Annotated in this window: 22 protein-coding genes; 4 read left to right on the top strand and 18 right to left on the bottom strand. The window is 68.9% G+C overall.

The features are described 5' to 3' along the window. Positions 1–113 precede the first annotated feature (113 nt). Complete coding sequence (locus JNUCC0626_RS00760) at positions 114–1439, top strand: amino acid permease (RefSeq protein WP_394617661.1); 1326 nt, start codon at positions 114–116, stop codon at positions 1437–1439. Here the strand turns inward: JNUCC0626_RS00760 and JNUCC0626_RS00755 are convergent. Then, positions 1393–3393: an NPCBM/NEW2 domain-containing protein gene (locus JNUCC0626_RS00755; RefSeq protein ID WP_394617660.1), complete on the bottom strand. Its 2001-nt coding sequence runs from the start codon at positions 3391–3393 to the stop codon at positions 1393–1395. The genes JNUCC0626_RS00760 and JNUCC0626_RS00755 overlap by 47 nt on opposite strands. Further along, positions 3390–6191, bottom strand: coding sequence for a glycosyl hydrolase family 95 catalytic domain-containing protein (locus tag JNUCC0626_RS00750; RefSeq protein ID WP_394617659.1), 2802 nt, complete (start codon positions 6189–6191; stop codon positions 3390–3392). The genes JNUCC0626_RS00755 and JNUCC0626_RS00750 overlap by 4 nt, the downstream gene beginning before the upstream one ends. 161 nt (positions 6192–6352) lie before the next feature. Here JNUCC0626_RS00750 and JNUCC0626_RS00745 point away from each other — a divergent pair, with 161 nt between their 5' ends. Continuing rightward, entirely contained in the window at positions 6353–7531 is a 1179-nt protein-coding gene (locus tag JNUCC0626_RS00745) for a cytochrome P450 (protein WP_394617658.1), read from the top strand. A gap of 3 nt (positions 7532–7534) precedes the next feature. Here the strand turns inward: JNUCC0626_RS00745 and JNUCC0626_RS00740 are convergent, their stop codons facing one another. The 3 genes from JNUCC0626_RS00740 to JNUCC0626_RS00730 all read right to left on the bottom strand — a co-directional run bounded on the left by JNUCC0626_RS00740 (position 7535) and on the right by JNUCC0626_RS00730 (position 9440). After that, a complete protein-coding gene (locus JNUCC0626_RS00740) occupies positions 7535–8056 on the bottom strand; it encodes a hypothetical protein (protein ID WP_394617657.1) in 522 nt (173 codons plus the stop codon). A 147-nt stretch (positions 8057–8203) separates the two neighbouring features. After that, on the bottom strand, positions 8204–8461 hold the full coding sequence (locus JNUCC0626_RS00735; protein WP_285630610.1) for a helix-turn-helix domain-containing protein: 258 nt from the start codon (positions 8459–8461) through the stop codon (positions 8204–8206). A gap of 799 nt (positions 8462–9260) precedes the next feature. Then, positions 9261–9440 carry a CsbD family protein gene (locus JNUCC0626_RS00730; RefSeq protein WP_285630607.1) on the bottom strand — a complete coding sequence of 60 codons (180 nt, stop codon included), beginning with the start codon at positions 9438–9440 and terminating at the stop codon, positions 9261–9263. A gap of 186 nt (positions 9441–9626) precedes the next feature. Here JNUCC0626_RS00730 and JNUCC0626_RS00725 point away from each other — a divergent pair, with 186 nt between their 5' ends. Next, positions 9627–9971, top strand: a complete 345-nt coding sequence (locus JNUCC0626_RS00725; RefSeq protein WP_394617656.1) for an ANTAR domain-containing protein — start codon at positions 9627–9629, stop codon at positions 9969–9971. Here the strand turns inward: JNUCC0626_RS00725 and treZ are convergent. The 7 genes from treZ to JNUCC0626_RS00690 form a co-directional block, all read right to left on the bottom strand. After that, the gene (treZ, locus tag JNUCC0626_RS00720) at positions 9890–11563 is read right to left on the bottom strand and encodes a malto-oligosyltrehalose trehalohydrolase (protein WP_394617655.1); all 1674 of its coding nucleotides are present in this window, start codon (positions 11561–11563) and stop codon (positions 9890–9892) included. The genes JNUCC0626_RS00725 and treZ overlap by 82 nt on opposite strands. After that, on the bottom strand, positions 11560–13638 hold the full coding sequence (gene treY, locus JNUCC0626_RS00715; RefSeq protein WP_394617654.1) for a malto-oligosyltrehalose synthase: 2079 nt from the start codon (positions 13636–13638) through the stop codon (positions 11560–11562). The genes treZ and treY overlap by 4 nt, the downstream gene beginning before the upstream one ends. Then, a complete protein-coding gene (glgX, locus tag JNUCC0626_RS00710) occupies positions 13638–15743 on the bottom strand; it encodes a glycogen debranching protein GlgX (RefSeq protein WP_394617653.1) in 2106 nt (701 codons plus the stop codon). The genes treY and glgX overlap by 1 nt, the downstream gene beginning before the upstream one ends. A gap of 437 nt (positions 15744–16180) precedes the next feature. Beyond that, positions 16181–16483 (bottom strand): hypothetical protein, encoded by a 303-nt coding sequence (locus JNUCC0626_RS00705; RefSeq protein ID WP_394617652.1) that lies wholly within the window; start codon positions 16481–16483, stop codon positions 16181–16183. Positions 16484–16572: 89 nt separating this feature from the next. Continuing rightward, positions 16573–18384, bottom strand: a complete 1812-nt coding sequence (locus JNUCC0626_RS00700; protein ID WP_394617651.1) for a 4-alpha-glucanotransferase — start codon at positions 18382–18384, stop codon at positions 16573–16575. Between the two features lie 105 nt (positions 18385–18489). Further along, on the bottom strand, positions 18490–18915 hold the full coding sequence (locus tag JNUCC0626_RS00695; RefSeq protein WP_394617650.1) for a RidA family protein: 426 nt from the start codon (positions 18913–18915) through the stop codon (positions 18490–18492). Between the two features lie 40 nt (positions 18916–18955). Beyond that, positions 18956–19867 carry a LacI family DNA-binding transcriptional regulator gene (locus JNUCC0626_RS00690; RefSeq protein WP_394621943.1) on the bottom strand — a complete coding sequence of 304 codons (912 nt, stop codon included), beginning with the start codon at positions 19865–19867 and terminating at the stop codon, positions 18956–18958. A 31-nt stretch (positions 19868–19898) separates the two neighbouring features. Between JNUCC0626_RS00690 and JNUCC0626_RS00685 the strand changes: the two genes are divergently transcribed. Beyond that, complete coding sequence (locus tag JNUCC0626_RS00685; protein ID WP_394617649.1) at positions 19899–20348, top strand: peroxiredoxin; 450 nt, start codon at positions 19899–19901, stop codon at positions 20346–20348. Here JNUCC0626_RS00685 and JNUCC0626_RS00680 read toward each other — a convergent pair. The 6 genes from JNUCC0626_RS00680 to JNUCC0626_RS00655 all read right to left on the bottom strand — a co-directional run bounded on the left by JNUCC0626_RS00680 (position 20335) and on the right by JNUCC0626_RS00655 (position 25372). Beyond that, complete coding sequence (locus JNUCC0626_RS00680) at positions 20335–20823, bottom strand: MmpS family transport accessory protein (protein ID WP_394617648.1); 489 nt, start codon at positions 20821–20823, stop codon at positions 20335–20337. The two genes, JNUCC0626_RS00685 and JNUCC0626_RS00680, sit on opposite strands and share 14 nt — an antisense overlap. A 42-nt stretch (positions 20824–20865) precedes the next feature. Continuing rightward, positions 20866–21435 carry a TetR/AcrR family transcriptional regulator gene (locus JNUCC0626_RS00675; protein ID WP_394617647.1) on the bottom strand — a complete coding sequence of 190 codons (570 nt, stop codon included), beginning with the start codon at positions 21433–21435 and terminating at the stop codon, positions 20866–20868. A gap of 2 nt (positions 21436–21437) precedes the next feature. After that, positions 21438–22388 (bottom strand): LLM class F420-dependent oxidoreductase, encoded by a 951-nt coding sequence (locus JNUCC0626_RS00670; RefSeq protein ID WP_394617646.1) that lies wholly within the window; start codon positions 22386–22388, stop codon positions 21438–21440. Between the two features lie 74 nt (positions 22389–22462). Next, the gene (locus tag JNUCC0626_RS00665) at positions 22463–23119 is read right to left on the bottom strand and encodes an O-methyltransferase (protein ID WP_394617645.1); all 657 of its coding nucleotides are present in this window, start codon (positions 23117–23119) and stop codon (positions 22463–22465) included. A 13-nt stretch (positions 23120–23132) separates the two neighbouring features. Continuing rightward, positions 23133–23891: a hypothetical protein gene (locus tag JNUCC0626_RS00660; RefSeq protein ID WP_394617644.1), complete on the bottom strand. Its 759-nt coding sequence runs from the start codon at positions 23889–23891 to the stop codon at positions 23133–23135. After that, positions 23888–25372 (bottom strand): HAL/PAL/TAL family ammonia-lyase, encoded by a 1485-nt coding sequence (locus JNUCC0626_RS00655; protein WP_394617643.1) that lies wholly within the window; start codon positions 25370–25372, stop codon positions 23888–23890. The genes JNUCC0626_RS00660 and JNUCC0626_RS00655 overlap by 4 nt, the downstream gene beginning before the upstream one ends. Between the last annotated feature and the right edge of the window lie 2 nt (positions 25373–25374).

The following is a 25374-nucleotide window of genomic DNA, read 5'->3' as shown; positions in this document are numbered from 1 at the left end:
TCGGTCTCACCCTTCTTCGGCTTCGGTGTAACCCCGATCACACGATTTGACTCTCCGCCGCCATGAACTCACTATCGGGCCGCCATCGGCACACTCGAACGGGGCTGGAGAGCGTGACTCACCTGCGGGAACGGCATGTGACCATGATCGCGTTGGGCGGCGTGATCGGCGCTGGTCTGTTCGTCGGGACGGGGGCGGGCATCGCGTTGGCGGGGCCTGCCGTGCTCGTCTCGTTCGGGCTCGCCGGAATGCTGGCTCTGCTCGTGATGCGCATGCTCGGGGAAATGGCGGCCGAGTATCCGAGTGGTGGCGCGTTCTCGGTGCACGCGGAAAAGGCGATCGGGCCGTGGGCCGGGTTCACGGTCGGGTGGACGTACTGGGCGGCGGTCGGGGTCGTGCTCGCGGTCGAGGCGACCGGCGCCGCGAAGATCGCGGCGAGCTGGGTGCCCGCGGTGCCCCAGTGGGCCTGGGTGCTGCTGTTCATGGCGGTGCTGACCGCGGTGAACCTGAGCAACGTCCGCAGCTTCGGCGAGTTCGAGTTCTGGTTCGCGGGGCTCAAGGTCGCGGCGATCGTGCTCTTCCTCGGGCTGGGCGTGCTCGCCATCGCGGGCGTCCTGCCCGGCGTCGACTCGCCCGGATTCCAGAACCTCCAAGACTTCCTGCCCAACGGCTGGGGCGGCGTGATCGCCGCGTTCATGGCCACGGTGTTCGCGTTCGGCGGGCTGGAGGTCATCACGATCGCCGCCGCGGACGCCGAAGACCCCAGGCAGGCCATCAAGAAGGCGCTCAGGACCGCCATGACGCGGCTGCTCGTCTTCTACCTCGGGTCGATGGTGGTGGTCGTGACGTTGTTGCCGTGGAACGACTCCGAGGTCGGCGCCAGCCCGTACGTCGCGGTGCTCAACCGGCTCGGGATCCCGGCGGCCGGGCAGATCATGAACGTCGTCATCTTCGTCGCGCTGCTGAGCGCCATCAACGCCACTCTGTACGGGGCCGCGCGCATGCTGAGTTCGCTCGCGGAGCGCGACGAGGCACCGAAGGCGCTGCTGAAGAAGGTCGGCGGGGTGCCGCGCAACGCCGTGCTGGCGTCGACGGCGTTCGGGTTCTTCTCGGTGCTGCTCAACTACCTGTGGCCCGACACGGTGTTCCTGCTGCTGCTCAACGCCGTGGGCTCGGCCCTGCTGGTCGTGTGGGGGTTCGTCGCGGTCTCCCAGATCCGGCTGCGCCGCACCATGACCAACCCGACGGTCCCCATGTGGGGTTATCCGTATCTCTCCTACGCGGCACTCGCCGTCATCGCCGGCATCATCGTGCTCATGCTGGCCGACGAACAGGCCCGCGGACAGATCCTGTCCACGGGCGTGCTCGTCGCGGGCGTCGCGGCGATCGCCGTCAGCAGGTCGGCCTGGCGCCGGCGAAGTCTCCGCGATCGAACCTGACGCCGTCACCGCCGTCGGCCACCACCAGGCGCAGGAACCGCGCACCGGCCAACGACCCCGACAACGACACCGCGTCGTCGCGCCACGTCCGCAGACCGCTGTCGGCGACCTTCACCCCGTCCGCCCAGACCTCGAACACCGCCGACCCGAGCTGGTTCACGTCCCGCTCGTCGTCGATCCCGACGTCGGAGACGAACGACGAACACCGCCCGCCCAGGTAGAGGATCATCTCGGCCTGGGCGTGCGCCCCGAGCCCCTTCGCGTAGGTCTTGCCGTTGATGGTCAACGGTTTGCCGTCACCACCGAGATAGCCGCCGTTCGACCGGTCCCGCTCCACCGGCCCGTACCCGCTGCGCTCGGTGGTGAACCGCACGTCGCTCGCCCACACCGCACCAACAGGACCAGGCGACGGCACCAGCACGGCAGCGTCCACCGGACGCGACACCCGGCCGTGCCCCACCCAGGTCACGCCCAACGCCCCGCGCAACGCGTGTACCCCCGGTGTAACCCCAGCTGGGGGTGTAACCCTCCACCGGCTCTGCACCGACTGCGAGGTCAGCAACACGGGCGCACGGTCGGAAGCCAGCTTCTCCACCTTCCACCCAGCGGGCGCGGAGAAGGACGTCGAGGCGTTCAGCAACGGGACCGGCGCCTGGTTCACGGCCGTCACGGTCGCCACGAACGGCTCCCCGGCGGGCGTCAGCGTCCCCGGAATCCCAGGCACCGACGCGACGACGTCCAGCGAGGTGTCGATGGCAGGCGAGTGCCGGTACCAGTCCTGCGACGCCTTCACCCGGAAGATCGCCGTCCCGTGCGGCGGCACCGAAGCCGAGATCTGCCCGGCGGACTGGAAGTCACGCCCTGACCACAGGTCCCGCACGGTGTACCCGACGCTGAACGGCAACCCCACCGACCGCGCCGAAGCGGAGATGGTCGCGTTCACCTCGGACTCGTTGAACAACGCCACCGCGACGTCCCCGTTGGAGAGCGGCTTCACGAAGACCCAGCGACCGTCCTTCTGCGACACCACCCTCCCCTGCACCCCGAGAGAATCCTGGTTGACCGCGATGATCTCCCGGTTCCGCAGGATCTCCAGGTGCTCGGCGGAGATCTTGCGCAGATCCGCCCCGATCAGCAGCGGCGCCGCTATGATCGACCACAGCGCGAACTGGCTCCGGTACTCCACGGTCGTCTGCTGCCCGTTGCCGACCTCCAGCATGTCCGGGTCGTTCCAGTGCCCTGGCCCGGCGTAGGCGTCCAACGGCGCGTTCAGCTTCAGGATCTCCACTGTCTTGGACCAGGTGTCGTTGATGTCACCGGTGGTCCGCCACAGCTGCCCGACGCCCTTGCCCCACTCCCAGGGCTTGTTCTGCCCCCACTCGCAGATCGAGTACACGATCGGACGCCCGGTGGCCCGCAGCGCGTCCCGCATCTTCGTGTACCGCTCCAGCGCGGGACGGCCCTCGTTGTTGCAGTTGTCGTACTTCAGGTAGTCGACGCCCCAGTCCGCGAACGTCCGCGCGTCGATCTCCTCGTGGTCGAGCGAGCCGGGCATCGTCCGGGCGCACGTCTGCACCCCGGCCGAGGTGTAGATGCCGAACTTCAGGCCCCGCGCGTGGACGTAGTCCGCCAACGCCTTGATGCCGCTGGGGAACCGCACGGGGTGGTGCCGCAGCCGTCCGGTGGCGGGGTCACGGGTCGCGTCGGCCCAGCAGTCGTCGACGTTGACGTACTGATACCCGGCGTCCTTCAAGCCCTTCGACACGAAGATGTCCGCCATGTCGCGGATCATCTGCTCGTCGATGTCGCAGCCGGTGGTGTTCCAGTTGTTGAACCCCATCGGTGGCGTCAACGCCAGCGTCGGATCGGCGAGCGAAGACTGTGCGGCAACGGGTTGCGCGGGAACGACCGCGGACGCCAGCACCAGCGTCAGCGCGGTGAGCAAGGATCTCACTTCGGCTTCTCCAGGGTGATCGCGAAGACGTGCAGGCGTGGCCCGCCCGTCCGGGGGAGGATGACGGCGGAGAGCTCTCGCGCGGGATCGACGGCGACGAACTGGTGGAAGATCGACACCTGCCGCGGCACCGGACCTGACGGCGTGTGCATCACCGTCGTGGCAACGGGTTCCGACTCACCGAACTGCGGCCGCTGCTGCCACGCCGTCACCCGGAACACCACCGGTGCCGACCCGTCGGCGTACGACAGCGCACCGGCGGCCTCGACGTTCCCGGTGTCGCCGGCGGCCAGCACGTGCACCTTCCCGTACCTGCCAACGGGAACCGCGACGGTCTGCCCCGCGCACACCACGTTGTTGCGGCTGGCCTCGTCGCCGTTGTGGAACTCGAACGGCACCCCGTCGTCGGTGACGGACCCGGTCTGCGGCAGCTGGGCGGCCGGATAGGTGTTGCCGGAGCCGTCGAAGTCCCCGTCCCGGGCGGTGAACTCGTTGGACAGCCCGTCGTTGTCGAACGAACCGCTGAGGTCCACCGGCACCACACCGCCACCCGGTGGCAGGGCGGGCAGCCCCCACCGCCGGGCAGGTGAGGTGACCCGCACCGGCGCGATGGTGAAGTCCCGTTCACCCCGCGCGTGGATCAACGCCTCGCCGCCACGACGGAGTTCCAGCGACACCACGCCGTCGTGCAGGCTCCACGCACACCCGCGCACCTCCAGCGGACTCTCGATGCCCGTGCGCACCCGGCACGGCTGCCCGGCCTCGCTGCGCACCCGCACGAACCGCGTCCGCCCGCCCCGCCGCACCGCGCTCACCAGGAACGCGCCCTCGGTGCGGGTGTCGTGGATCGTCACGTCCTGCCACGCCGACGGCACGGCCGGGAAGATCCGAATCAGCCCGCCCCAGCTCTGGACCAGCATGTCCTGCAACGACTTCGCGGCACTCAGCGGCGTCTCGATCACGGGCCCCGCCTCGAAGTACGACGTGTTGGGCTGGGCGAACCGGGCGACGAACTCGCGCAGGTACCGCAGCGCGTCGTCGCCGGCCGTCATCTGGGCCGCGATCGACGCCGCGCCGGTGAAGGTGAAGCCCCGCAACGCCCCTTCGAAGCTCAGCCAGTGCTTCAGCGAGCGGGCGATGAGGTCGCGGCGTTCCGGCTGCTCCCAGTTGACCTCACACAGGGGGTACACCGCGAGCATGTGGGAGTAGTGCCGGTGCGACTTCGCGAACGGCACCCCGGCGCCGACCATGAACCCGCCCGCGTCCGCTGGGTACTCGACGAGCTGGTCCAGCACCTCCTGCCACCGCGAGAGCAACGGGTCGGCGATGCGCAGGATCCGCGCGGACTCGATCAACGTGCGGCACGACCAGCGCAGCAACGCCAGGTCGTAGTTGCAGTCCGGCGCCATGCCGTACTCGGGCGAGTAAGTCGGCAGCAGGTGCAACCGGCCGTCGTCGCCCTTGCGCAGGAAGTGCAGGTAGTAGTTCGTGGATCGGCGCAGCACCGGGAAGACCGTGTCGCGCAGCACCCGTTCGTCCATGCTGTGCCGGTAGTGCAGCCACGCGTTGTGCAGCAACCACGGCAGGTTCCCGATCTCGGGGTCTGGCGACGGGTGCAGCGGTGACCCGACGAACCCCGCGTCCTGGAACGTCGGATCTGTGCTGCGCCGCAACCCCATCGAGTCGGAGCGGAACTCCGGGCGCAGCGCGTCGACGAGGATCTGCTGGTTCTCCGCGATGCTCCGCGGGATCGGGTCGAGTTCGAGGTGGTTCGACGCCAGCGCGGGCCAGTACTCCAGTTGGGCGTTGAGGTTGAACCACACCGACGGCCACGGCGTCGGCTCCAGCCACGGCCCGCTCGTCGGCATGATCGGCGCCTCGGCACGTGCCCCGGACGCGAGCTTGTACAGCTGGATCCAGTAGAAGCTCTGCATCAAACCGTCCGGCACCGACACGAAGCTCTTGCGGTAGAAGCGATGCCACCACCGTTGGTGCTGCTGCCGCAACACCTCCGGCGCGAGGGCCGTGATCACCGTCGTGCGGGCCGTCGCCTCCGCCGTCCGGTCCGGGAACGAGTGGTCAACCGACAGCAGGACTTCGGCACGACCACGCCGTTGCGAGATCCGGACCGCGGTCGCGGTCTGCCCGCCTGCCACCATTTCCTGCGTCACGAGCGTGAGCCCGTTGACCGTGCGCGTCACCGGCTCGGGGTTCGGCGGGAACGTCGCGGGCGGTGGTTCGCGGATCGTGCGCGGGCTCACCGCGGCCAGCGCCTGGAACGCGAGCGTCGCCCGTTCCCCGCCGGACGCCCGAACCTCCAGGTGCAGCAACGACTTCGTGGCGTGCACGAACAACCGCACGGCCAGCTCGCCGCGGTCCGTGACGATCTTGCCGCGCAGTTCGGCGTTCCACAGGTCGAGCCGCAGGTCGACACCGGTGATCGTGCCGACCGGCGTCAGCAGCACCCGCCCGACCGGCAGCCGCGCGACACCCCACTCGTTGCCGAACTGCGGCCGGTGGTCCTGCACCTTCGCGTGGTCCACGGTGAACCGCACCGCGTTCGCGCCGGGCTCGCGGTAGACCGAGGTGGCGAGGAAACCGTTGCCCAGGAACGGCCCCTCGTACCAGGCGCGCGGAATCCGGTGCCACACCAGGTCCTGCTCGCCGAGGAAGGACTCCCAGTCGATCCGGGTCTCGCACCCGCCGTCGGACGCCCTCGCCGACACCCCCGCGGGCAACGCCGTGAGCGCCGCCCCCGCCACCACTCCGCCGAACAACCCGCGCCGCGAAAGATCCACTTCCACACCCTTCGAGTCTGCGGCGGCGGAGCCAAAGATCGGAGGTGTACTCGGTTGGCGAGCGTAGAGCGACCCATCGAGACGGTCAAGACCGGTCAAGCCTCGGATGAAAGCGTTTACCGGAAGTACGCTGAGACGGCCGCAGACCTTGGAGGATGCTCATGACAGCGCGTGCCTACCCGTTCGGTCCGGTGACCGGGCTCGACGTGGACCCGCGGTACATCCAACTCCAGCAGGACGAACCACTCGCCCGCGTCAAGCTCCCCTACGGCGACGAGGGCTGGCTGCTCACCAGATACGACGACGTCCGATCAGCGCTCAGCGACCCGAGATTCAGCCTCGCGCAGGCCGCCGTGCGCGACACACCGCGGATGGGCCCGGTGCGGATGGGCGCGATCCTCACCGACCTGGACCCGCCGGACCACACGAGGTTGCGCCGCCTGCTGGCGCACGCGTTCACCGTGCGCCGCGTGGAGGCGTTGCGCGCGAACGCCGAACGCCTGGCGGCCGACCTGCTCGACGGGATGGAGAAGGCGGGTCCGCCGGCTGATCTGCTCACGGCGTACGCGATTCCGTTGCCCGGCTTGATGGTCTGCGACCTGCTCGGCGTCCCGTACGCCGACCGCGACCACTTCCAGGACCTCGCCGCCGCGTTCATGTCGATCACGGCGATGACCGACGACGAGAAGATGGCACGCCTGGGCGAACTGGCGGGCTACCTCGCGGGCCTCGCCGACCAGCGCCGCACGCACCAGGAGGACGACCTGATCAGCGCGTTGGTCGTGGCTCAGGACGAAGGCGACCGCCTGACCGGCGAGGAACTGGTGCAGCTCACCGTGTTGCTGCTCGGCGCGGGCTACGACTCGACGGCCAGCCACATCGCGAACTCCGTGCACACCCTGCTGACGTTCCCCGACCAGGCCGACCTGCTGCGCGCGAACCCGGACCTGATGCCCGGCGCCGTCGAGGAACTGCTGCGCTGGATCCCCGCCCAGGAGGTCGCGGACATCCTGCCGCGCTACGCCTTGGAGGACGTCCAACTCACCGGCGGCGTGGTCCGCGCGGGTGAACCGGTCCTGCTCGCGAAGCACGCGGCCAACCGCGACCCGCGCCAGTTCCCCGACCCCGACCGGTTCGACGTGACGCGAAACGCCAAGGGGCACCTCACGTTCGGACACGGCCCGCACCACTGCATCGGCGCCCAACTGGCCCGAATGGACGTTCAGGTGGCGCTCACCGCGATCCTGCAACGGTTCCCGGGCCTGCACTTGGCGGGTGACGTGGAATGGCGGACCGGCATGGCCATGCGAGGGCCGCTGGCCATGCCGGTCGCCTGGTGATGATCAGCCGGTGACGTTCTTCAACCGGTACGGCTTGTACTTCTTGTCCTTCAGCCCGTAGGTGAGCACGCGGTGGTCCGTGCCGTGGCTACCGCGCTGCTCATAGGCCCAGTACGACTGGTTGGGCTTGTCCCACTTTTCGAAGATCACAACATGCCGGAAGTCGTTACCGGGTTCATCGACCGGATCGATGAACAGATCACCCGGCTTCATGTCCGCGATCTTGATGGCCGTCGTGTACTTGCTGGTCGCGAGAGCAACGGTGTTCGGACCGCCCTTGGGATTTCCGTTACCCAGGTTCGCGGCCATCGAAACATAACCCGAACAATCCTGCCGGTACCCGTCCTTCCAGTACTTCGACATGCTGTACGGAACCTGCTTGCCGTTGTTCGCGGTCATCCACACGGCTGCCCGCTTCAGCATCTCACCCCTGCTGATCTGCGCTTCTGCGGTCGCGGACGCGGCGGGAGCACCGACCAGCGCGAACGCCAGGAACGCGGCAATGACACTTGAAATGAATTTCACAATTCCCCCTGCTTCGAGAAGAGCGAATCTCGCCCCACCACGGCAACACGGGTCGCGAAGACAAGTCAAGGATCGTTCCGGGAACTGCCGGACATCTCCGACTTTAGTGGTAACTCGTCCGAGTAATGAACCCAACGATCGAGCGAACTAGGCCGACCGACTCTGCGGCGCCAGCAGTTCGTTGATGGAATCGAGCGAGATCCCCAACGCGCCGGCGAGCGCGGCAATGGTGAAGAACGAGGGAGTGGGAGCCCGCCCGGTCTCGATCTTGCGCACGGTCTCCGCCGACAACCCGGCCCGAGCCGCGATCTCGACCATGCTCTCCTCGCCGCGAGCATCGCGCAGCAACTGACCGAGCCGCCTACCGCGCTCCCGTTCGAGCGACGTCAGGGGGATGCGCACCATGCCTGCGGATTCTACGCGACTCGAGCCCCCCGCGTGGCGTGAGAAAAGTCCGTTGCACGTCCGCCCGACCCAGGCATAGGTTCGCAGTACACAAGAGAGGAGGTGGTCCAAAGTTGTATAGCTACAGGACTCGTGAGGTGGCTGTCCGCTAGGACCGCCTTTGGTGACGCCTAGTCGTAATCCAAGGCAGCCACCCGACCCCCGGACTTCGAGCGCTGGTCCCGCTCGGCCTGCTAGCGCAGGAGTCGTCCGGGGGTTGTCCCGTTTCGGGACCACTTCAGCACCACCGGCAGCGCTGAGCGAAGCAGCCCACCGAACCGACGGAGCGCAGCGGTTCAGGCAGGGCAGCAGAACGCAGCGAATTGGGCGAGGTGGTAGAACGCGGAGCCACCGAGCGCAAGCATCGCGATGGCGCAGCCGAGCCACCCAAGACCCAACGGCAATGCCGAAGGCGAGGCGTCCCTCTTCTCAGCTCCGAGTAAGCGGTATCGGTGACGTACCAACGCAACCCAGCCACGTACGCGTGGGATTGGGGCTTGACTTTGGGTGCGAGGTGCTACCACTCGTGGCTCGGCCGGGCGCTTTTCAGCCCGGCCTTTCCGGTCCGACCAGCGCCTCGCAAGGGCCCCGAAGTCAAGCCCCAATCCCTATCGACGCGAAGCGGCGATGAAACGACCCGTCCCGTCCAGGTCTGCACGACCACCGCACTGGCGACGGCCCCCAGCACAACCCAACCCCGCTGGAACGCAAAACCGCCCGGCCTCCCCGAAGGGGAGCGCCGGGCGGTACCAACCAAACGTCACTTGCCGGACTTGAAGGCGTCCTTGACCTTCTCGCCGGCCTGCTTGAGAGCCCCCTTGGCACGCTCGGCACGCCCCTCGGCCTGCCACTGCTCGTTCCCGGTGGCGTCGCCGACGGCTTCCTTCGCGCGGCCCTTGAGCTCTTCCGCCTTGTTCTCGAACTTCTCATCGGCACCCATGCAACTCGGTTACCCGGCGAGCCCCGTCCCAAACCCTTGATAAGGTGATCACTCGCGGTTGAGAACCCAGCCGCAAGCCGATGTGACGGCTTGCCCTGGGTGTGCCCGCCCTTCGCAATGCAGCTCCAGAGCTCGTCGTCACACCGGCATGCCGCTGTGACCGTGACGACGTGAGAGGAGCCGGCGGTGTCGTCCGCGAGAATCACCGCCCTAGAGGCCGAGGTGACGGGGCTGCGCAAGGCCCTGGTGTCCCGGACCGTCATCGGGCAGGCCACAGGCCTGATCGCCGCGCGCAAGCCCTGCACACCCCAGCAGGCGTTCCAACTGCTGGTGCACATATCGCAGCACCACAACATCAAGCTGCACGTCGCCGCGGACCGGCTGGTCACGGCGTTCGTGCACGCGCACCTCGGGCGGACAGTGGATCTGGCCGACCAGATGCTGTGGGATCACGTCGACGCGACCACCGCGAACGAATCCGGTGAGAGCGACGACGGGTTGGCCGAGGAGGTCAGCAGCACGTCTCCCTGAGGCAGCGGGACGGGGGTCGTGCCGAGGTTCACCACCACGCGGGTCGTCCCGCGGTGCAGCACCAGGCACTCCCCGTCCTGCTCCACCACGAACGTGTCGAGCCGCGGGTCGGCGAGCTCCGGGCGGGAGCGCCGCAACGCGATCAGGGCTTTGTACGTCTCCAGGACGTGCCCGTGGTCACCCTCACGTACCTCGGACCAGCGCAGCCGCGAATTTTCGACGGTCTGGGGTGACATCGGGTCGGGCACGTCGGACTCGCCCCAGCCGTGCCGGGCGAACTCTCGGCGCCTGCCCGTGCGGACGGCCTCGGCGAGCCCTGGGTCCGGGAACGACGCGAAGAACTGCCACGGCGTGGACGCCGCCCACTCCTCCCCCATGAAGATCATGGGCGTGTACGGCGAGGTGAGGACGATGGCGGCCCCGCACAGCAGCTTGCCGACCGACACGGTCGCGGGCAGGCGGTCGCCGGTCGCGCGGTTGCCGATCTGGTCGTGGTTCTGCGTGTACGCGAGGAACCGGTGGCCGGGGATCAGGGCCGTGTCCACGGGCTTGCCGTGGTGCTTCTCCCGGAACGACGACCAGGTGCCGGCGTGGAAGAACACCTTCTCCAGCGTGTTGCGCAACGCTCCGGGCGCCGCGAAGTCCGCGTAGTAGCCGAAAGTTTCACCGGTCAGAGCCACGTGCAGGCAGTGGTGCAGGTCGTCCGACCACTGCGCGTGCAGGCCGTAGCCACCGCCTTCGCGGGCCGTCACGAGCTTCGCGTCGTTCAGGTCCGACTCGGCGATCAGGGTGAGCGGGCGGCCGACGGACGCGGAGAGCGCGTCCACCTCGATCGACAGCTCCTCGAGGACGTGCCTCGCCCTGCTGTCCGCGAGCGCGTGCACGGCGTCCAGGCGCAGGCCGTCGACGTGGAAGTCGCGCAGCCACTGCAGGGCGTTGTCGAGCACGTACCGGCGGACCTCGTCCGAGCCGGGGCCGTCGAGGTTGAGGCCGGGGCCCCAGTCGTTGCGGCCCGCGAAGTACGGCCCGAACCGGTCGAGGTACGCGCCGGACGGCCCGAGGTGGTTGTAGACCACGTCGAGCAGCACGGCCAGGCCGCGGGCGTGGCAGGCGTCGACGAACCGCTTGAAGCCGTCCGGCCCCCCGTAGGGGTCATGGACCGCACCCCACAGCACCCCGTCGTAACCCCAGCCCTCGACGCCGTCGAAGCTGTTGACCGGCATGACCTCGACGAACGTGATGCCGAGGTCGACCAGGTGGTCGAGCTTGCCGATGGCCGCGTCGAACGTGCCCTCCGGCGTGAACGTGCCGATGTGCAGCTCGTAGAGCACGCCACCGGGCAACGCCCTGCCGGTCCAGCCCGCGTCACCCCACACGTGGTCGTGGCGGTACACCCGGGACGCCTCGTGCACCCCGTTCGGCTGCCACAGCGACCTCGGGTCCGGGTACGCCTCGCCCTCGATGACGAACGCGTAGTCGGTGCCCTCGGCAGCAGAATGCCACCAGTCGCCGTCGCGCTTCATCTCGTGGTCGACGCCGTCGACCCGCACGTGCACCGACTCGGGCGTCGGCGCCCAGACGGAGAAGCTCACTGATCCCCCTGCACCAGCAGCGCTACCGGATAGGTGTCGAGCAACGAGGCCAGGTCCTCCGCCGCCGGACGCCCGGTGAGCACGTCCGTCCACTTCGCACCCGGCAACGGCAGAACCGTGTCCTGCCACCCCTTCTGCTCCAGTCCGACGGGCAGTCGCGTCGCGACCGTGATCACGCCGGAGCGTTCGAACGCCAGCACGTGCTCCGCGGCCGGGCCCTCGGCGCGCAACGGCCGGTACCCGTGCAGGCCGCGCTTGCGCACCTGCAAAGCCTTGTGCACCACCAGGAGCTTCGCCGCGCCCGAGTCGTCGACCTCGGGCAGCCAGCCGGATTCGATGCGCGCCAGCAACTCCCGGCGCACCTCGTAGTCGACCGGCCTGCGGTTGTCCGGGTCGACCAGCGAGTAGTCCCACAGCTCGGTGCCCTGGTACACGTCCGGCACGCCCGGCGCGGTGAGCTGGACCAGCTTCTGCCCCAGCGAGTTCACCCAGCCGGGTTCCTTGAGCCGTTCCGCGAAGGCGGCCACTTCGGGCTCGTTCAACGCCTTCGCGGGCCACGCGGCCACCTCGGCGTCGAACTCGGCGTTGCGGTCGACCCACGACGTCTTGATCTTGGCTTCCCTGGACGCCTTCTCCAGGTACTGGCCGAGACGCTGCTCGGTGAGCGGCCACGCGCCGACGACCGACTGCCACGCCAGGCGGTTCAGCGTCGGTTCGGAGATGCCGTACTTGCCCGTCATCGCCGCCTCGAACGCCAGGTAGGCGTCCGGGATCTCGGCGAGCACGGCCAGCCGGGCGCGCACGTCCTCCGACCGCTTCGTGTCGTGCGTCGACAACGCCGTCATGGCCTGCGGTTCCGCGGCCTCACGCCGGGCGGCGCGCTCGTGGAACTCGGCCGTGGAGATCCCGAAGCGGTCCGGCGAGCCGCCGACCTCGTTCAACGCCACGAAGTTCGTGTAGCGGTAGAACGCGGTGTCCTCGGTGCCCTTCGCGACGACCATGCCCGAGGTCTGCTGGATCCTCGTCGCGAGCTCGCCGTGCGGATCGGCGCGCACCTGCTCGTCCAACGAGCGCACGGCCGGCGACCTCGACAGCCTGACCGCGGTCTCCCAGTGCTGGAGCCCCTCCGGCAGGTACGACCGGTACACCGGGAAGTTGACCATGACCTCGGCGACGGCCTGGCAGGCGTCGGAGAACTCGACCCCCTGCACCAGCCGGGCGATCCGGCGCACCTCGGCCACCAGGATCGAGTCCGCGACCTGCTGCCGCGACGCGTGCTCGACCTCGTGGAAGTTGCCGGCGAACGCGTCCGTCAGCGGGATGAACACGCCGCAGATCTCGCGCAACGCGTCGTAGCCCGTCGTGCCGTCCACCGGCCAGCTCTGCGGCAGCGTCTCGTCCGGCCCGAGGATCTTCTCCACGACCAGCCAGCCGTCGAAGTGCTCGCGCAGTCGCCGGAAGTACCCACCGGGATCGGCCAGGCCGTCCGGGTGGTCGACGCGCAACCCCGTGACGCCCCACGACAGCACCGCGCGGTGCGTCGCCTCGAACACCTCCGGGTCCTCGACGCGGATCGCCGCCAGCTCGGTGATGTCGAAGAACCGGCGGTAGTTCAGCTCGCCGTTGCCGCGCCGCCAGTCGGTCTTGAGGTAGTGCTCGTGGACCTCGTCCTCGGCCCCCTCGCCGAGCACCGGCAGCAGGACCTTGCCCGACGACCAGTCGATGTCGAAGTACTTCGCGTACTTCGACTCCTGCCCGTGTTCGAGCACGTCCTCCCACCACGGGTTCGGCACGACCATGTGGTTCGGCACGATGTCGACGACCAGGCCGAGGTCGAGTGCCGCCAACCGCTCCTGCAACGCGACGCGCGCGGTGTCCCCGCCCAGTTCGGGCCGGGCGAGCGTCGGATCGGTGACGTCGTAGCCGTGCGTCGAGCCTTCCCGCGCGTCGAGCATCGGCGACGCGTACAGCGCGCCGACGCCCAGCCGGGCCAGGTAGTCGGCGACGGCGGCGGCGTCGGCGAACGTGAACGACGGGGTGAGCTGGACGCGGTACGTCGAGGACGGCGCGGCCATCAGCCCACCCGCTGCAGCACGACGAGCGAGCGGGCCGTCAGCGTCAGCTGCCCGTGCGCGGCGATCGGCTTCTCACCGTTGCCCACCATGCCGGTCGTGGTGTCCACGACGACCCTCCACTCAGGACCGTACTCGGGCTCGGGCAGCGTCACCTGGATGTCCTCGTAGTGCGCGTTGAACGCCATGAGGAACGAGTCGTCGGTGACCCGCATACCGCGCGAGTCGAGGTCGGGGATGCCCTCGCCGTTGAGGAAGACGACGATGCACTTGCCCAGGTCGTCCTCCCAGTTCTGCTCGGTCATCTCCTCGCCGGCGGGCGTGAACCACGCGATGTCGCGCAGCTCGTCGCCCTTGCGGATCGGCCTGCCCGCGAAGAACCTGCGGCGCCGGAACACCGGGTGCGCCTTGCGGAACGCCGCCACCGCGGAGGAGAACTCCATCAGCTCGGCGTTGGCCTCCAGCAGCGACCAGTCGACCCAGGAGACCTCGTTGTCCTGGCAGTACGCGTTGTTGTTGCCGTTCTGCGTGCGGCCGAACTCGTCGCCGTTCACGATCATCGGCACGCCCTGGGCGAGCAGCGTCGTCGCCATCAGGTTGCGCCGCTGCCGCCGGCGCAGGGTGAGGATCTCCTCGTCGTCCGTCGGCCCCTCGACACCGCAGTTCCAGGACCTGTTGTGGCTCTCGCCGTCCTGGTTGTCCTCGCCGTTCGCCTCGTTGTGCTTCTCGTTGTACGACACCAGGTCGTTGAGCGTGAAGCCATCGTGCGCCGTCACGAAGTTGATCGACGCGTACGGCCGACGCCCGTCGTCCTGGTAGAGGTCGCTGCTGCCGGTGATGCGCGACGCGAACTCGCCGAGCGTCGCCGGCTCACCGCGCCAGAAGTCGCGGACCGTGTCGCGGAACTTGCCGTTCCACTCCGTCCACAGTGGAGGGAAGTTGCCGACCTGGTAGCCACCGGGACCGACGTCCCACGGCTCGGCGATCAGCTTCACCTGCGACACCACCGGGTCCTGCTGCACGACCTCGAAGAACGTCGCCAGCCGGTCCACGTCGTAGAACTCGCGCGCGAGCGTGGCCGCGAGGTCGAACCGGAACCCGTCGACGTGCATCTCCGTGACCCAGTACCGCAGCGAGTCCATGATGAGCTGCAACGTGTGCGGCGAGCGCACGTTCAGCGAGTTGCCCGTGCCCGTGTAGTCCGTGTAGTACTGCGGGTCCTCGTCTTCCAGACGGTAGTACGACTCGTTGTCGATGCCGCGCATCGACAACGTGGGCCCGAGGTGGTTGCCCTCCGCCGTGTGGTTGTAGACGACGTCGAGGATGACCTCGATGCCCGCCTGGTGCATGGCCCTGACCATGCCCTTGAACTCCTGCACCTGGTTGAGCGGCAGCGCCGCGTAGCCGTCGTGCGGTGCGAAGAACCCGATCGTGTTGTAGCCCCAGTAGTTGCTGAGCCTGCGCTCGGCCAGCGTGTGGTCGCTGACGAACTGGTGCACCGGCATCAGCTCGACGGCCGTGACGCCCAGCTTGATCAGGTGGTCGATCATCACCGGGTGCGCGAGGCCCGCGTAGGTGCCCCGCAGCCGCGGCGGGATCTCCGGGTGGTCGATCGTGAGGCCGCGCACGTGCGCCTCGTAGATGACGCTCTCGTTGTACGGCGTCCTGGGCAGCCTGTCGTTCGTCCAGTCGAAGAACGGGTTCACCACCACGGACTTCGGCACGTGCGGCGCCGAGTCGTCGTCGTTGCGCTCCTCCGGCGACCCGAACTTGTACCCGTACAGCGACTCGTCCCACGACAGGCCGTTGGAGATGGCCTTGGCGTACGGGTCGATCAGCAGCTTGTTGGGGTTGCACCGCAGGCCCCGCGCCGGGTCGTGCGGGCCGTGCACCCGGTAGCCGTAGCGCTGGCCGGGGCCGATGCCCAGCAGGTAGCCGTGGTGGACGAAGCCGTCGACCTCCGGGAGCCGCACGCGGGTCTCCGTGCCGTCCTCGTCGAAGAGGCAGAGCTCGACGAACTCCGCGACCTCCGAGAACAGGGCGAAGTTGGTGCCCACGCCGTCGTATCCGGCGCCAAGCGGGTAGGGCCTACCAGGCCAGGGTCGCACGATGCTCCTCGTCACAAGCGGCGGGCTGCGAAAGACCTTGTCCGTGCCGGAACATCGTGGCATGACGCTGTTGCGGCAGGCGGTCTGATCTGAGAGGTCTTCTTCTGGTCCGGACGTCGGGAGGGCGCGGGTCGGTCACGCCCACAGAACTACCCAGCCAGAGCGACTTGTACGCCGGCAGGCGAAGGCCGGATTCGACACGGCCCGCGGCGACGGCGCGGGGGCTCGGCGGCACGGCACGCGGCTTCGCGGAGCGCGGGCAGAGCCCGCGCCCGAGCCAGGTCCGGTGCGCGCCGCAGGGGCTGGTGGACGATCACACTCCGAACCCTACGAGCGAGCACCGACAATTCCGGGCCGCTGACGGCAGGTTCTCACGGGAGTGCGCGAGGCTTGACTCGATCGTGTGACCGTCACCGACCGGCGACCACGGGACGTGGTCACACTCCTTCGTGCGCCAGGACGAGCTGTCCACGTGCGGCCGTGAGCAGCGTGCGTGCTTCCTGGATCTCCGCGTACTTCAGGTGTTCACAAGCAGCCTCCGCGCACGCCAGCGCATGCTGCAAGGCGATGTTGTCCTCCACGGGACCTGCGTCCCGCAGCGCGTCACGCAGCGATTCCTCCGCGCGCTGTGCCCCGGCCACCGGGTCGCCGAGCGCGGTCGGCCGCACCGAGGCCAGGACCTGCTCGACTGCCAGTTCCAGCACGCCGGTCGGATTCCGCGTGCTCACAGCTGAGCTCATCGGGTACGCCACCTCCAAAAGTCTTTCCGCCGTCGGGTGACGGCCTAACAATACTCCGCGGGTCTATGACCTGCCGTTACGCAAAAGTTTCATCTTTCGCGGTTGCGCAGGGGGCGCGTGATCTCCCGGACTCGTGGGAAAAAATCATCCAACGCGACCGGCAGGGGAATTCTCCAGTTCGGGTGCTCGTCGATCGTGCCCGGGACGTTCGGCTGCCGGGTTTCCCGCAGAGCGTCCTGAGGTGAAGTCAGGACCAACGCGCAGGGTGCCTGCGCGAGCAGTTCGTGCGCGCCCTCGACCCGGTCGGCGGTCTTGACGCCCTCCTGGCGCATGAGCTCGTCGAAGTCGGGCCCGTCCGGACCCGCGAAGAACGTCGCCGCGGTCGGGAGGTCGTGGGTGGAGATGCTCGCCATCTGGTTGGGATTCCACTGCGACGGCGGGATCAGCGGGTGGCCCTCGGCGTAGTAGTCGCGCTGGAAGTAGAGGACGGCGCTGGTGAGCATGCCGTTCTCCTGCAACGTCTTCGTGACGACGGGCTCGACCGTGCCGAGGTCCTCGCCCACCACGACGGCACCGGCCCGGTACGCCTCGAGCGCGAGCACGCCGAGCATGGCGTCGGAGTCGTAGTAGACGTACGTGCCGCGCGACGGCGGCTCGCCCGGCGGGATCCACCACAACCGCCACAGGCCGGCGACGTGGTCGATGCGGATGCCGTCCGCGTGTCGCAGCACGCTGCGCAGCACCTGCCGGAACGGCCGGTAGCCGGTCTCGGCGAGCTTGTCGGGCCGCCACGGCGGCAGGCCCCACCCCTGACCGTCCGCGCTGAACGCGTCCGGCGGCGCGCCGACCGTCACGTCGATGGCGAACGCCTCGGGGTCGGCGAACGTGTCCGCGCCACCGGGAGCGACCCCCACCGGGAGGTCGTGGATGACCCCGATGGCCATGCCCGCCTCGTGCGCGGCCAGCCGGACGTCCTGCAGCTGCCGGGTGCACAGGTGCTGAAGCCACGCGTAGAACCCGACGCGGTCCTTCGGCGCCTCGCCGCGGTCCTCCGGCCACTCGCGCCAGTCCGCACCGTGCAGCTCGGCGAACGCGCAGTAGGTGGCGAACTTCTCCAGCTCGGCGTCCATCTCGACGTCGCCACCGGGGAAGAGCAGCTCCAGCGCCTCTCGCTTCGCCTCCCAGATCGCGTCGTAGTCGATCAGGTCCTGGTTCTGCGGGCGCAGGTCGCGGATGAGCTGCCGGGTGCGCGGGCAGGCCTGGAGGAACTCGGCCGTGTCCGTGACGCGCAGGTACAGCGGGTTCGCGAAGCGGCGGCTGGTCGGCGAGTACGGCGACCGTTCGACGGGGTGCGTCGGCGCGGGCGCCTGCACGGGGTTGACCAGCACGACCCCGGCGTCGAGTTCCAGCGAGGACCGGCGGGCGATCGTGGCGAGGTCGGCGAAGTCGCCCATCCCCCACGAGTCGTTCGACCGGGCCGCGTAGAGCTGGAGCATCCAGCCCCACGTGTGCGGGACGTCCGGCAGCGTGCGGGGCGCGACGGCGAGCGTGACGGTCTGCTCCGCGGTGACGACGCGGTGCCAGCCGAGCGGGACCGAGTCGGGCACGTGCCGTTCGACGGCGAACGAGGTGCCGTTCTCCAGCTCGATCGTCGCCGGCCCGCGCAGGTCGTACGTCTCGTACTCGCGGATCACGATGGTGGGAGGCAGCGTTCGCTCTGCACGTCGTTGCTCGACGAGGGCGAGTTCGCGGGTGATCGCGTCCTCAGTGGACGCGTCGACCCCGAACTGCGCCAACACCTTGACGACAACCTCGGTGTCGACGGTGACCTCTTGCTGGTCCGCGTTCTCGTACCGAGTGGCGACGCCCCAAGCGTCCGCCAGCCGCGCCAACTGCTCCACAACTACAAGCTATGTCACACCCCGGTCCGCATTACCAGAGCAAATGGACCCTGGTCACCCGAAGGGTGCAGGCCGGTCGAGACACCTACGCAGAGATGCATTTCATTAGACATCCGATGGGTCGCCTGGAATGGCCGCGACGGCCTCCACCTCGACCAGGAAATCGGGCCCGAACAACGCGGCCACCTGAACCAGCGTGCTGGCCGGGTTGCGCACTTCTCCGAGCGCGGGCCGCAGGATTTCGTCACGGACGTCACGAATGGTCTGCACCTCTGACGCGTCGAGCACGAACCAGGTGAACTTGACGACATCCGACCAGTCGGCGCCCAAACCTCGCAGGACGTGATGAAGATTGCCCAGCGCCTGCCGGGTCTGCGCCGCCAGGTCGTCCACTCCGACCACGCAGCCCGCCGCGTCGACGGCGACCTGACCGGAGATGAACGCGAGCTTGCCGGTGACCGTCACGGCGTGCGCGTAGCCGGGCGTGGTGGGCAGGTCGGGCAGTTCGGTGAGGCGCTCTGCGGCGGGCATGGCCCCACCCTACGGTCCGCCGCGCCCGGTCAGCCCGAGTTCAGGCCGCAGGCCCGCTCGAGTTCCTGACCACCAGCCGCAGCGGGTGCTCAGCCGGTTCGATCTCGCCGCCCCTGATCACCGTGAACAGGTCGGCGACGGCCCGTTCACCCTGCTCCTTCGCCGCGCCCTCGACGGCGGTCAGCCCGACCACGCGGGTGAGTTCCTGCCCGTCCAGCGACACGATCGACACCTCGTCCGGCACCGCGCGCCCGTCCCGTTGCATGCGCAGGAAGATCCCCACGGCCGCGGCGCCGTTCGAGCTGATCACCGCGGTCGGCAGCCGTTCGGCGTCGAGCAGCACGTCGACCACCTGCTCGCCACCGTCCACCGTGGGCGAGCACCACACCGTCCACTCCGGACGAACGGTGAGCCCCGCCTCGGCCAGGATCTCGTCGTACGACTCGTCCTCACCGTCCGAAAGCACCAGTGCGACGTCCCGGTGGCCGAGCGTGCGCAGGTGCGTCACGGCGGTCCGCAACGCGTGCCGCAGGTCCGTGTCGTCCACCGCGACGTGCGGGACCTCCAACGACTCCAGCGCCGTCTGTTCCCCTTCGGACAACGACATCGACAGCAGCAGCACACCGTCCACCCGGCGTCCCAACGGCAGTTCCTCGAAGAACTTCGCGCGGGCCGGCACGTCACCGAGGACGTACAGCAGCACGTCGTACCCGGCCTGCCGCAACGCGCCCTCCGCGCCCGCGAGCACGGGACTGACCTCGGCCGTGAGCACCGCGATCGCGTACCGGCGGCCACCGGCCAAAGAGGAGGCGTCGCGCGCGATCGCGTACTTCATCCGGCGCGCGATCTCGCTCACGTGCTGCCGCGTCGCCTCCGACACGCCGGGTTCTCCCCGCAGGGCGCGCGATACCGTCGCAGCGGACACCCCTGCGGCCTTGGCCACGTCGGACATGCTGGTCACGGCCCGAGCGTATTGGAGATCCATGAAGCCCGGCGACCTCGCCCCCGACTTCACCCTGCCCGACCAGGACGGCACCCCGCGCACGCTGTCGGCGTTGCTGGAGAACGGGCCTGTCGTGCTGTTCTTCTACCCCGCCGCCATGACCGCCGGCTGCACCGCGCAGAGCTGCCACTTCCGCGACCTGGCCAAGGAGTTCGCCGAGGCCGGGGCACAGCGCGTCGGCATCTCGATGGACGACGTGGCGAAGCAGAAGGAGTTCGCCGACCTGAACGGCTTCGACTACCCGCTGCTCTCCGACGTCGACGGCGCGGTGGCCGCCGAGTTCGGGGTGAAGCGGCGGTTCGGCATCACGCCGGTCAAGCGGCACACGTTCGTCATCGGCGCCGGACGCGAGATCATCGAGGTGATCAAGAGCGAGTTCTCCATGAACTCCCACGCCGACAAGGCGCTGGAAGCACTCAGGAGTCGGTGATCGTCAGGACGCCGTAAGGCCCGGACGCCTTGCCGTCGCGGACGACCACGCCTTCGATCGTGTACTTGCCGTACACCTCGGCCCCGTCCGCGCCGGCGACCACCGTGAGCGTCACGGGTTTCGCCTTGTCGGCGGGCACGCTGATCGTGGTCGTCCACGGGAGGGTCACGTTCGTCTCGGTCTGCACGGAGGAACCGGCGGTCGCGGTGACGGTGAACGCCTTGCCGGTGCCGGTCACCTCGAACACGACGACCTGCTTGGCCGGCGCGGCGGGCGACGACACCGGAACGAGCGACGCCTCCGGTTCGGCGGCCTCCGGGTCCGAGGCGAACAACTGCACCCCGTAGAGCGCCGCCAGCACGGCGACGAACGCGAAGAACGCGACGACCAGGAACGCGATCCACGGACCCTTCGGAGCCTTGCGGACCTCGTGCAACGGTGGCGCGAGCCCGTACTCCGGTGGCTGGTGCGACATGTGACCCCCTTGTTCAGGAAGTCGATCTAGCCCGGCCCGTCGTTACCGCAGGCCGGCCAGCACGAAGTCGGCGATCTCGGAGGCCAGTTGCGCCGGCGTCTTCTGGCCGTCCGGGCGGAACCACATGGGCAGCTGGTTCACCACCCCCAGCGCGATCCGCACGACCGTGTCCGCGGGCACCTGCGAGCTGAACTCGCCGTCCGCCTGGCCCTTCTCCACGACCGCGAGGAACGTCTCGTGGTAGCGGCGGCGTTCGGCGCGGAACTCGGTCATCCGGTCCTCGCCGAGCCTGTGCAGTTCGCGGACGAACACCGCCGTCTCGTCGACCCGTTCGGCCGTCGAGACGACGAGGGACGCCAGGATCTCGCGGACCGTCTCGCCCGCGGGCAGGCCGAGGGCGATGATGCGGTCCATGTCGGCGGACTGGGACGTGATCAGCAGCCGGTAGATCTCGAACAGCAGGTCGTCCTTGGCGCGGAAGTAGTGGTACAGCGCGCCTTTGGTGATGCCGGCGGCGTTGACGATCTCCTGCACCGACGTCGCGTCGTAGCCCTGCGACGCGAACAGCCGCACGGCCGCGTCGATGATCTTCTGCTCGGTCGCGCTGGGCACGGTTACCTCTTCGGTGCCAGCGCGCGCACCTGTTCGACCTGGTCACCGCCGGTCGGGAGGAGCGCGATGATCGGGGTGTCGACGCCGTTGGCCTGGTACTCGGCCACGCGGTCGCGGCACTGGTCGAGCGAGCCGTGCACGACCAGGGCGTCGACGACCTCGTCCGGGATGGCCTTCGAGGCGGCCTTGCGGTCGCCCGCGGCCCACGCCTCGTGCATCGGGCGCAGCGCGTCACCGCGGCCGAGCCAGTCGTGGAACGCCGCGTAGGCGGGCACGGTCAGGTAGGTGCTGATCAGCATGCGGCCCAACGCGCGCGCCGCGTCGGCGTCCTCGGTCGGGCAGACGAAGATCCGGGCCGCGAGTTCGGCGTCGCCCAACTCAGAACGCACCTGGGCGACGTCGGTGGCGGCGAGCCAGTTCGTGATGGCGCCGTCGGCCTCGCGTCCGGCGAGGCGCAGCATGTTCGGGCGCAGCGCGGCGAGCATGATCGGCACCCGCTCGGCCGGCGGACGCTCCAGCTTGAAGCCCTTCACGGAGAACGTGTCGTAGTCGGCGCTGACCTTCTCCCCCGCGAGCGCCGCCTTGAGGAAGCGCAGGGTGTCGCGGGTGCGCTTGAACGGCTCCTCGAACGGGATCGCGTTCCAGCGCTGCACGATCGCGGGCGAGGACGAGCCGATGCCCAGCACGAACCGCCCGCCGGTCACCTCGGCGAGCGTCGCGGCGGTCATCGCCAGGGTCGCCGGTCCGCGCGTGTAGACGGGGGCGATCGCCGGGCCGAACCGCAGTTCGTCCGACCACTGCGCGGCCAGGGCGAGTGGCGTGAACGCGTCGGTGCCGGTCGTCTCGGCCGACCACACGTCCGTGTAGCCGAGCCCGGCGAGCTCGGACACCAGCGCGCGGTGCTCCAGCACCGGCACACCGATCAGCGGCAGCGTGATACCCCAACGAGCCATGAACGCCTCCAAGCTTGACTTGGAGTGCACCCTACCGACCGGTCGGTATGCTCACAACCTCACGCCCGGCGACCTCACTTCTTGCGGGCCATCGTCAGGCCGTCCGCGATCGGCACCAGCACCGACTCGACGCGCGAGTCGGTGCGCACGAACCTGTTGAAGGCGTCGATCGCGGCGGCGTTGCCCTCCGGCTGCTCGTCGGCCGCCTCGCCGTAGTAGAGCGTGTTGTCGGCGAGCAGCAGTCCACCCTGCCGCACGCGGGGCACGAGCAGGTCCCAGTAGTGCGCGTACCCGACCTTGTCCGCGTCGATGAACACCAGGTCGATCACCGGCTCCTCGGGCAGCTCGGCCAGGGTCTGGGCAGCCGGGCCGATCCGCAGTTCGATCTTGTCCCGCACGCCCGCCGCCTGCCACGCCTCCTCGGCGATGACCGTCCACTCGGTCGACACGTCGCAGGTGATGACCTTGCCGGACGCGGGAAGCGCCTGCGCGAACGCCAGCGTGGAGTACCCGGTGTAGGTGCCGACCTCGACCACGGTCTGCGCGCCGGTCAGCTTGACCAGCAGGGACAGCAGCACCGCCTGCTCGTGCGGGATCTGCATCTCCGCCGAGTCGCCGAGCTCGGCGGTGCGGGCGATCAGCTTCTCCTGCACGGCGGTCGGCTGACCTGCCTGTTCACGCACGTAGCGGTAGATCTGCGGGGTCATGACCACGGTCTTGAAGTCGTTCACGCGCGGCCTTCTCTCATAGTCGGGTGGTGAACGTCCTGAGTGTCTCTCCGCACTCGGGGCTCAGCGGGTGTTTCACCAGGTCCTGGCCGATCGCGGACAGAATCGCGGACCGATGTGCGCGGTAGCGGCTGTCGCACACGTTCTCGCGGCTGACCAGGAAGAACTCGTCGAACCTCGCGCGCTCGTCGTCGGTGGTCGACATGCGCGCCCGCCCGGCCTCCCGCAGCAGCGACGGGCCGCCAGGGACGAGTCTGCGCATTACCTCGATGTGCGCCATCTGGTTCGCCTTGCTCGCGGAGAAGAGCGGTTCGGCCGCCACGGGCCCCAGTGCGGTACGCGCCCGGCGCAACTTCCCGGGCAGTGGCTCGTAGTCACGCGCCCACTTCCCGCTGAACGCCGGGTCGAACGTCACCATCATCGGCCGGATGACGTCCTCGTACACCTCACGGGAACAACTGCCCGAATAAGCGAGCATCACCGAGTACGCGTCGTATCCAAGCGCAGCGAGGCCCACTGACCGCGAATCCGGCTCACGTATCAACCGATCGAGTGAATCCGAAAGAAACTTCCAGACCAAAAACGCTCCCTGGTGGCCGAGAAACCACCGGTGGACGGCCCGCTGGACCGGATCTTCCGGCGCACTGATGTCGATCGAGTTCCGAAAGCAGCCGCTCGTGCACGGGATCAGGTCGACGTCCGGCATCGGCAGCCGCAGGACGGGCAGGTTCACCCAGGTGTGGCCCCAGGCGGGAACGTAGGCGGGAGCGCTCATGGTCGACCCTCCACTTCGGACACCAGTTGGTCCAGGACGTCCGCCACCCGGCCGAGAGTCGTGTCGAGGGGCCGGTCCTCCACGATCGGCGGCACCTCGGCGGCGATTGTTTCGAAAACCGCGGCGAGCCTCGGCGACCGCGGAGCGCGGGCGCCGACGTGCACGGCCTGGCGCAGTCCGACGGCGAGTGAGGCGTGCAGGTACCGCAGGAGCTTCGCCTGATCGAGCGCGGTGAGCGCGGCCTGCGTGCCGAACGGGACGACGTCCTGGTTGTGCAGGTTGGTCGGGAGGCTCTGGACCGACGCCGGCGTGGCCGCCCTGCGCATCGCCGCGACGGTCGCGGTGGTGCACAGCTGGACGCCCTGGATCGCGTGGTGGCGGCCGGGGGCGGGGCTGAGCATCGGCGGCAACCCGTTGGCGCGGTGGGGATCCACCAGCAGGTCGAGCTGGCGTTCGGCCAGGTTGCCCAGCTGCACGAGGGCGACGTTGAGCTGGTCGGCCGCGAACGCGCTGGGCTGGCCGAAGAAGTTGCCGCCGTGCACGACCTCGCCGGTCTCCGGGAAGAACAACGGGTTGTCGCTCACGCCGTTGAGGTCGCGGCGCACGACGTCGTCCGCGTGCCGCACGCTGGTGCCGGCCGCGCCGATCAGCTGAGGGGTGCAGCGGATGCTGTAAGGCTCCTGCAGTGGACGGCTACCCGACGGCGTGCTGCCGGCAAGCCATGACCTGATGGACGCACCCGTTTCAGCGACGTCCGGATGCCCGAACGCCGCCAGTAGTCCAACCGACGTGAACTCGGTGCCGCAGCCGAGCACGTCGGTCATCAAGGCGGACAACAGTTCCGCGATCCGCCGCGCGCGAACCGCCTGCGCCACAGCGAGTCCGAGAACGGCCGCCGTGACGGACACGCCGTTGACCAACGCGAGCGCGTCCCGGCCGTCGAGAACGATCTTCGGCAGGCCCGCCCGTGTGAGCGCTTCCCCGGCCGTGACCAACTCGTTGCCGAAGAACGCGTTCCCGTTACCGCGCAACGCATGGGCCACATAGGCCAGTGGTTGTAGATCACCGCTCGCACCGACTGACCCCAAACGTGGTACTGCTGGGGCGAATGCGGTGTCCAGCATGGCAGTCAGCGAGTCCATGACCTGCTCGGACACTCCGGATCGCCCTTGTCCCAAGGAGAACAGCCGCGCGAGGACGGCGGCCCTGGCGACGGCGGGCGGCAGCAGTTCACCGTGGCCGACGATGTGGTGCAGGATGGTGTTGTCGCTCTGCCCGGCACCGTCCGAACGGCCCTCGAACTCGACCATCGGACCGAAACCTGTTGTGACACCGTAGATGGAGCGTCCGGACGTGCTCACTTCGAGCACGAACTCGCGACAGCGTGCGACCCGCTCGCGCACCTGTGCGGGAAGTTCGACGTGCAGCGGATCGCGGGCCAGTTCGAGATGGGAGGGTTCGAGGTGTACCGCCAGAGTCAAGG

The sequence above is a fragment of the Lentzea sp. JNUCC 0626 genome, assembly GCF_043632865.1.
GTDB lineage: Bacteria > Actinomycetota > Actinomycetes > Mycobacteriales > Pseudonocardiaceae > Lentzea.
The sequence above is the reverse complement of the archived record's forward strand: the minus strand, read 5'-3'. Positions and strand labels throughout refer to the sequence as shown.

Excerpts from the sequence above, each read along its gene's own strand:
- JNUCC0626_RS00745 (WP_394617658.1), top strand. The coding sequence starts at position 6,353 with ATGACAGCGCGTGCCTACCCGTTCGGTCCGGTGACCGGGCTCGACGTG.
- JNUCC0626_RS00735 (WP_285630610.1), bottom strand. The coding sequence starts at position 8,461 with ATGGTGCGCATCCCCCTGACGTCGCTCGAACGGGAGCGCGGTAGGCGG.
- JNUCC0626_RS00730 (WP_285630607.1), bottom strand. The coding sequence starts at position 9,440 with ATGGGTGCCGATGAGAAGTTCGAGAACAAGGCGGAAGAGCTCAAGGGC.
- treY (WP_394617654.1), bottom strand. The coding sequence starts at position 13,638 with ATGGCCGCGCCGTCCTCGACGTACCGCGTCCAGCTCACCCCGTCGTTC.
- JNUCC0626_RS00705 (WP_394617652.1), bottom strand. The coding sequence starts at position 16,483 with ATGAGCTCAGCTGTGAGCACGCGGAATCCGACCGGCGTGCTGGAACTG.
- JNUCC0626_RS00695 (WP_394617650.1), bottom strand. The coding sequence starts at position 18,915 with ATGCCCGCCGCAGAGCGCCTCACCGAACTGCCCGACCTGCCCACCACG.
- JNUCC0626_RS00690 (WP_394621943.1), bottom strand. The coding sequence starts at position 19,867 with ATGTCCGACGTGGCCAAGGCCGCAGGGGTGTCCGCTGCGACGGTATCG.
- JNUCC0626_RS00685 (WP_394617649.1), top strand. The coding sequence starts at position 19,899 with ATGAAGCCCGGCGACCTCGCCCCCGACTTCACCCTGCCCGACCAGGAC.
- JNUCC0626_RS00680 (WP_394617648.1), bottom strand. The coding sequence starts at position 20,823 with ATGTCGCACCAGCCACCGGAGTACGGGCTCGCGCCACCGTTGCACGAG.
- JNUCC0626_RS00670 (WP_394617646.1), bottom strand. The coding sequence starts at position 22,388 with ATGGCTCGTTGGGGTATCACGCTGCCGCTGATCGGTGTGCCGGTGCTG.
- JNUCC0626_RS00660 (WP_394617644.1), bottom strand. The coding sequence starts at position 23,891 with ATGAGCGCTCCCGCCTACGTTCCCGCCTGGGGCCACACCTGGGTGAAC.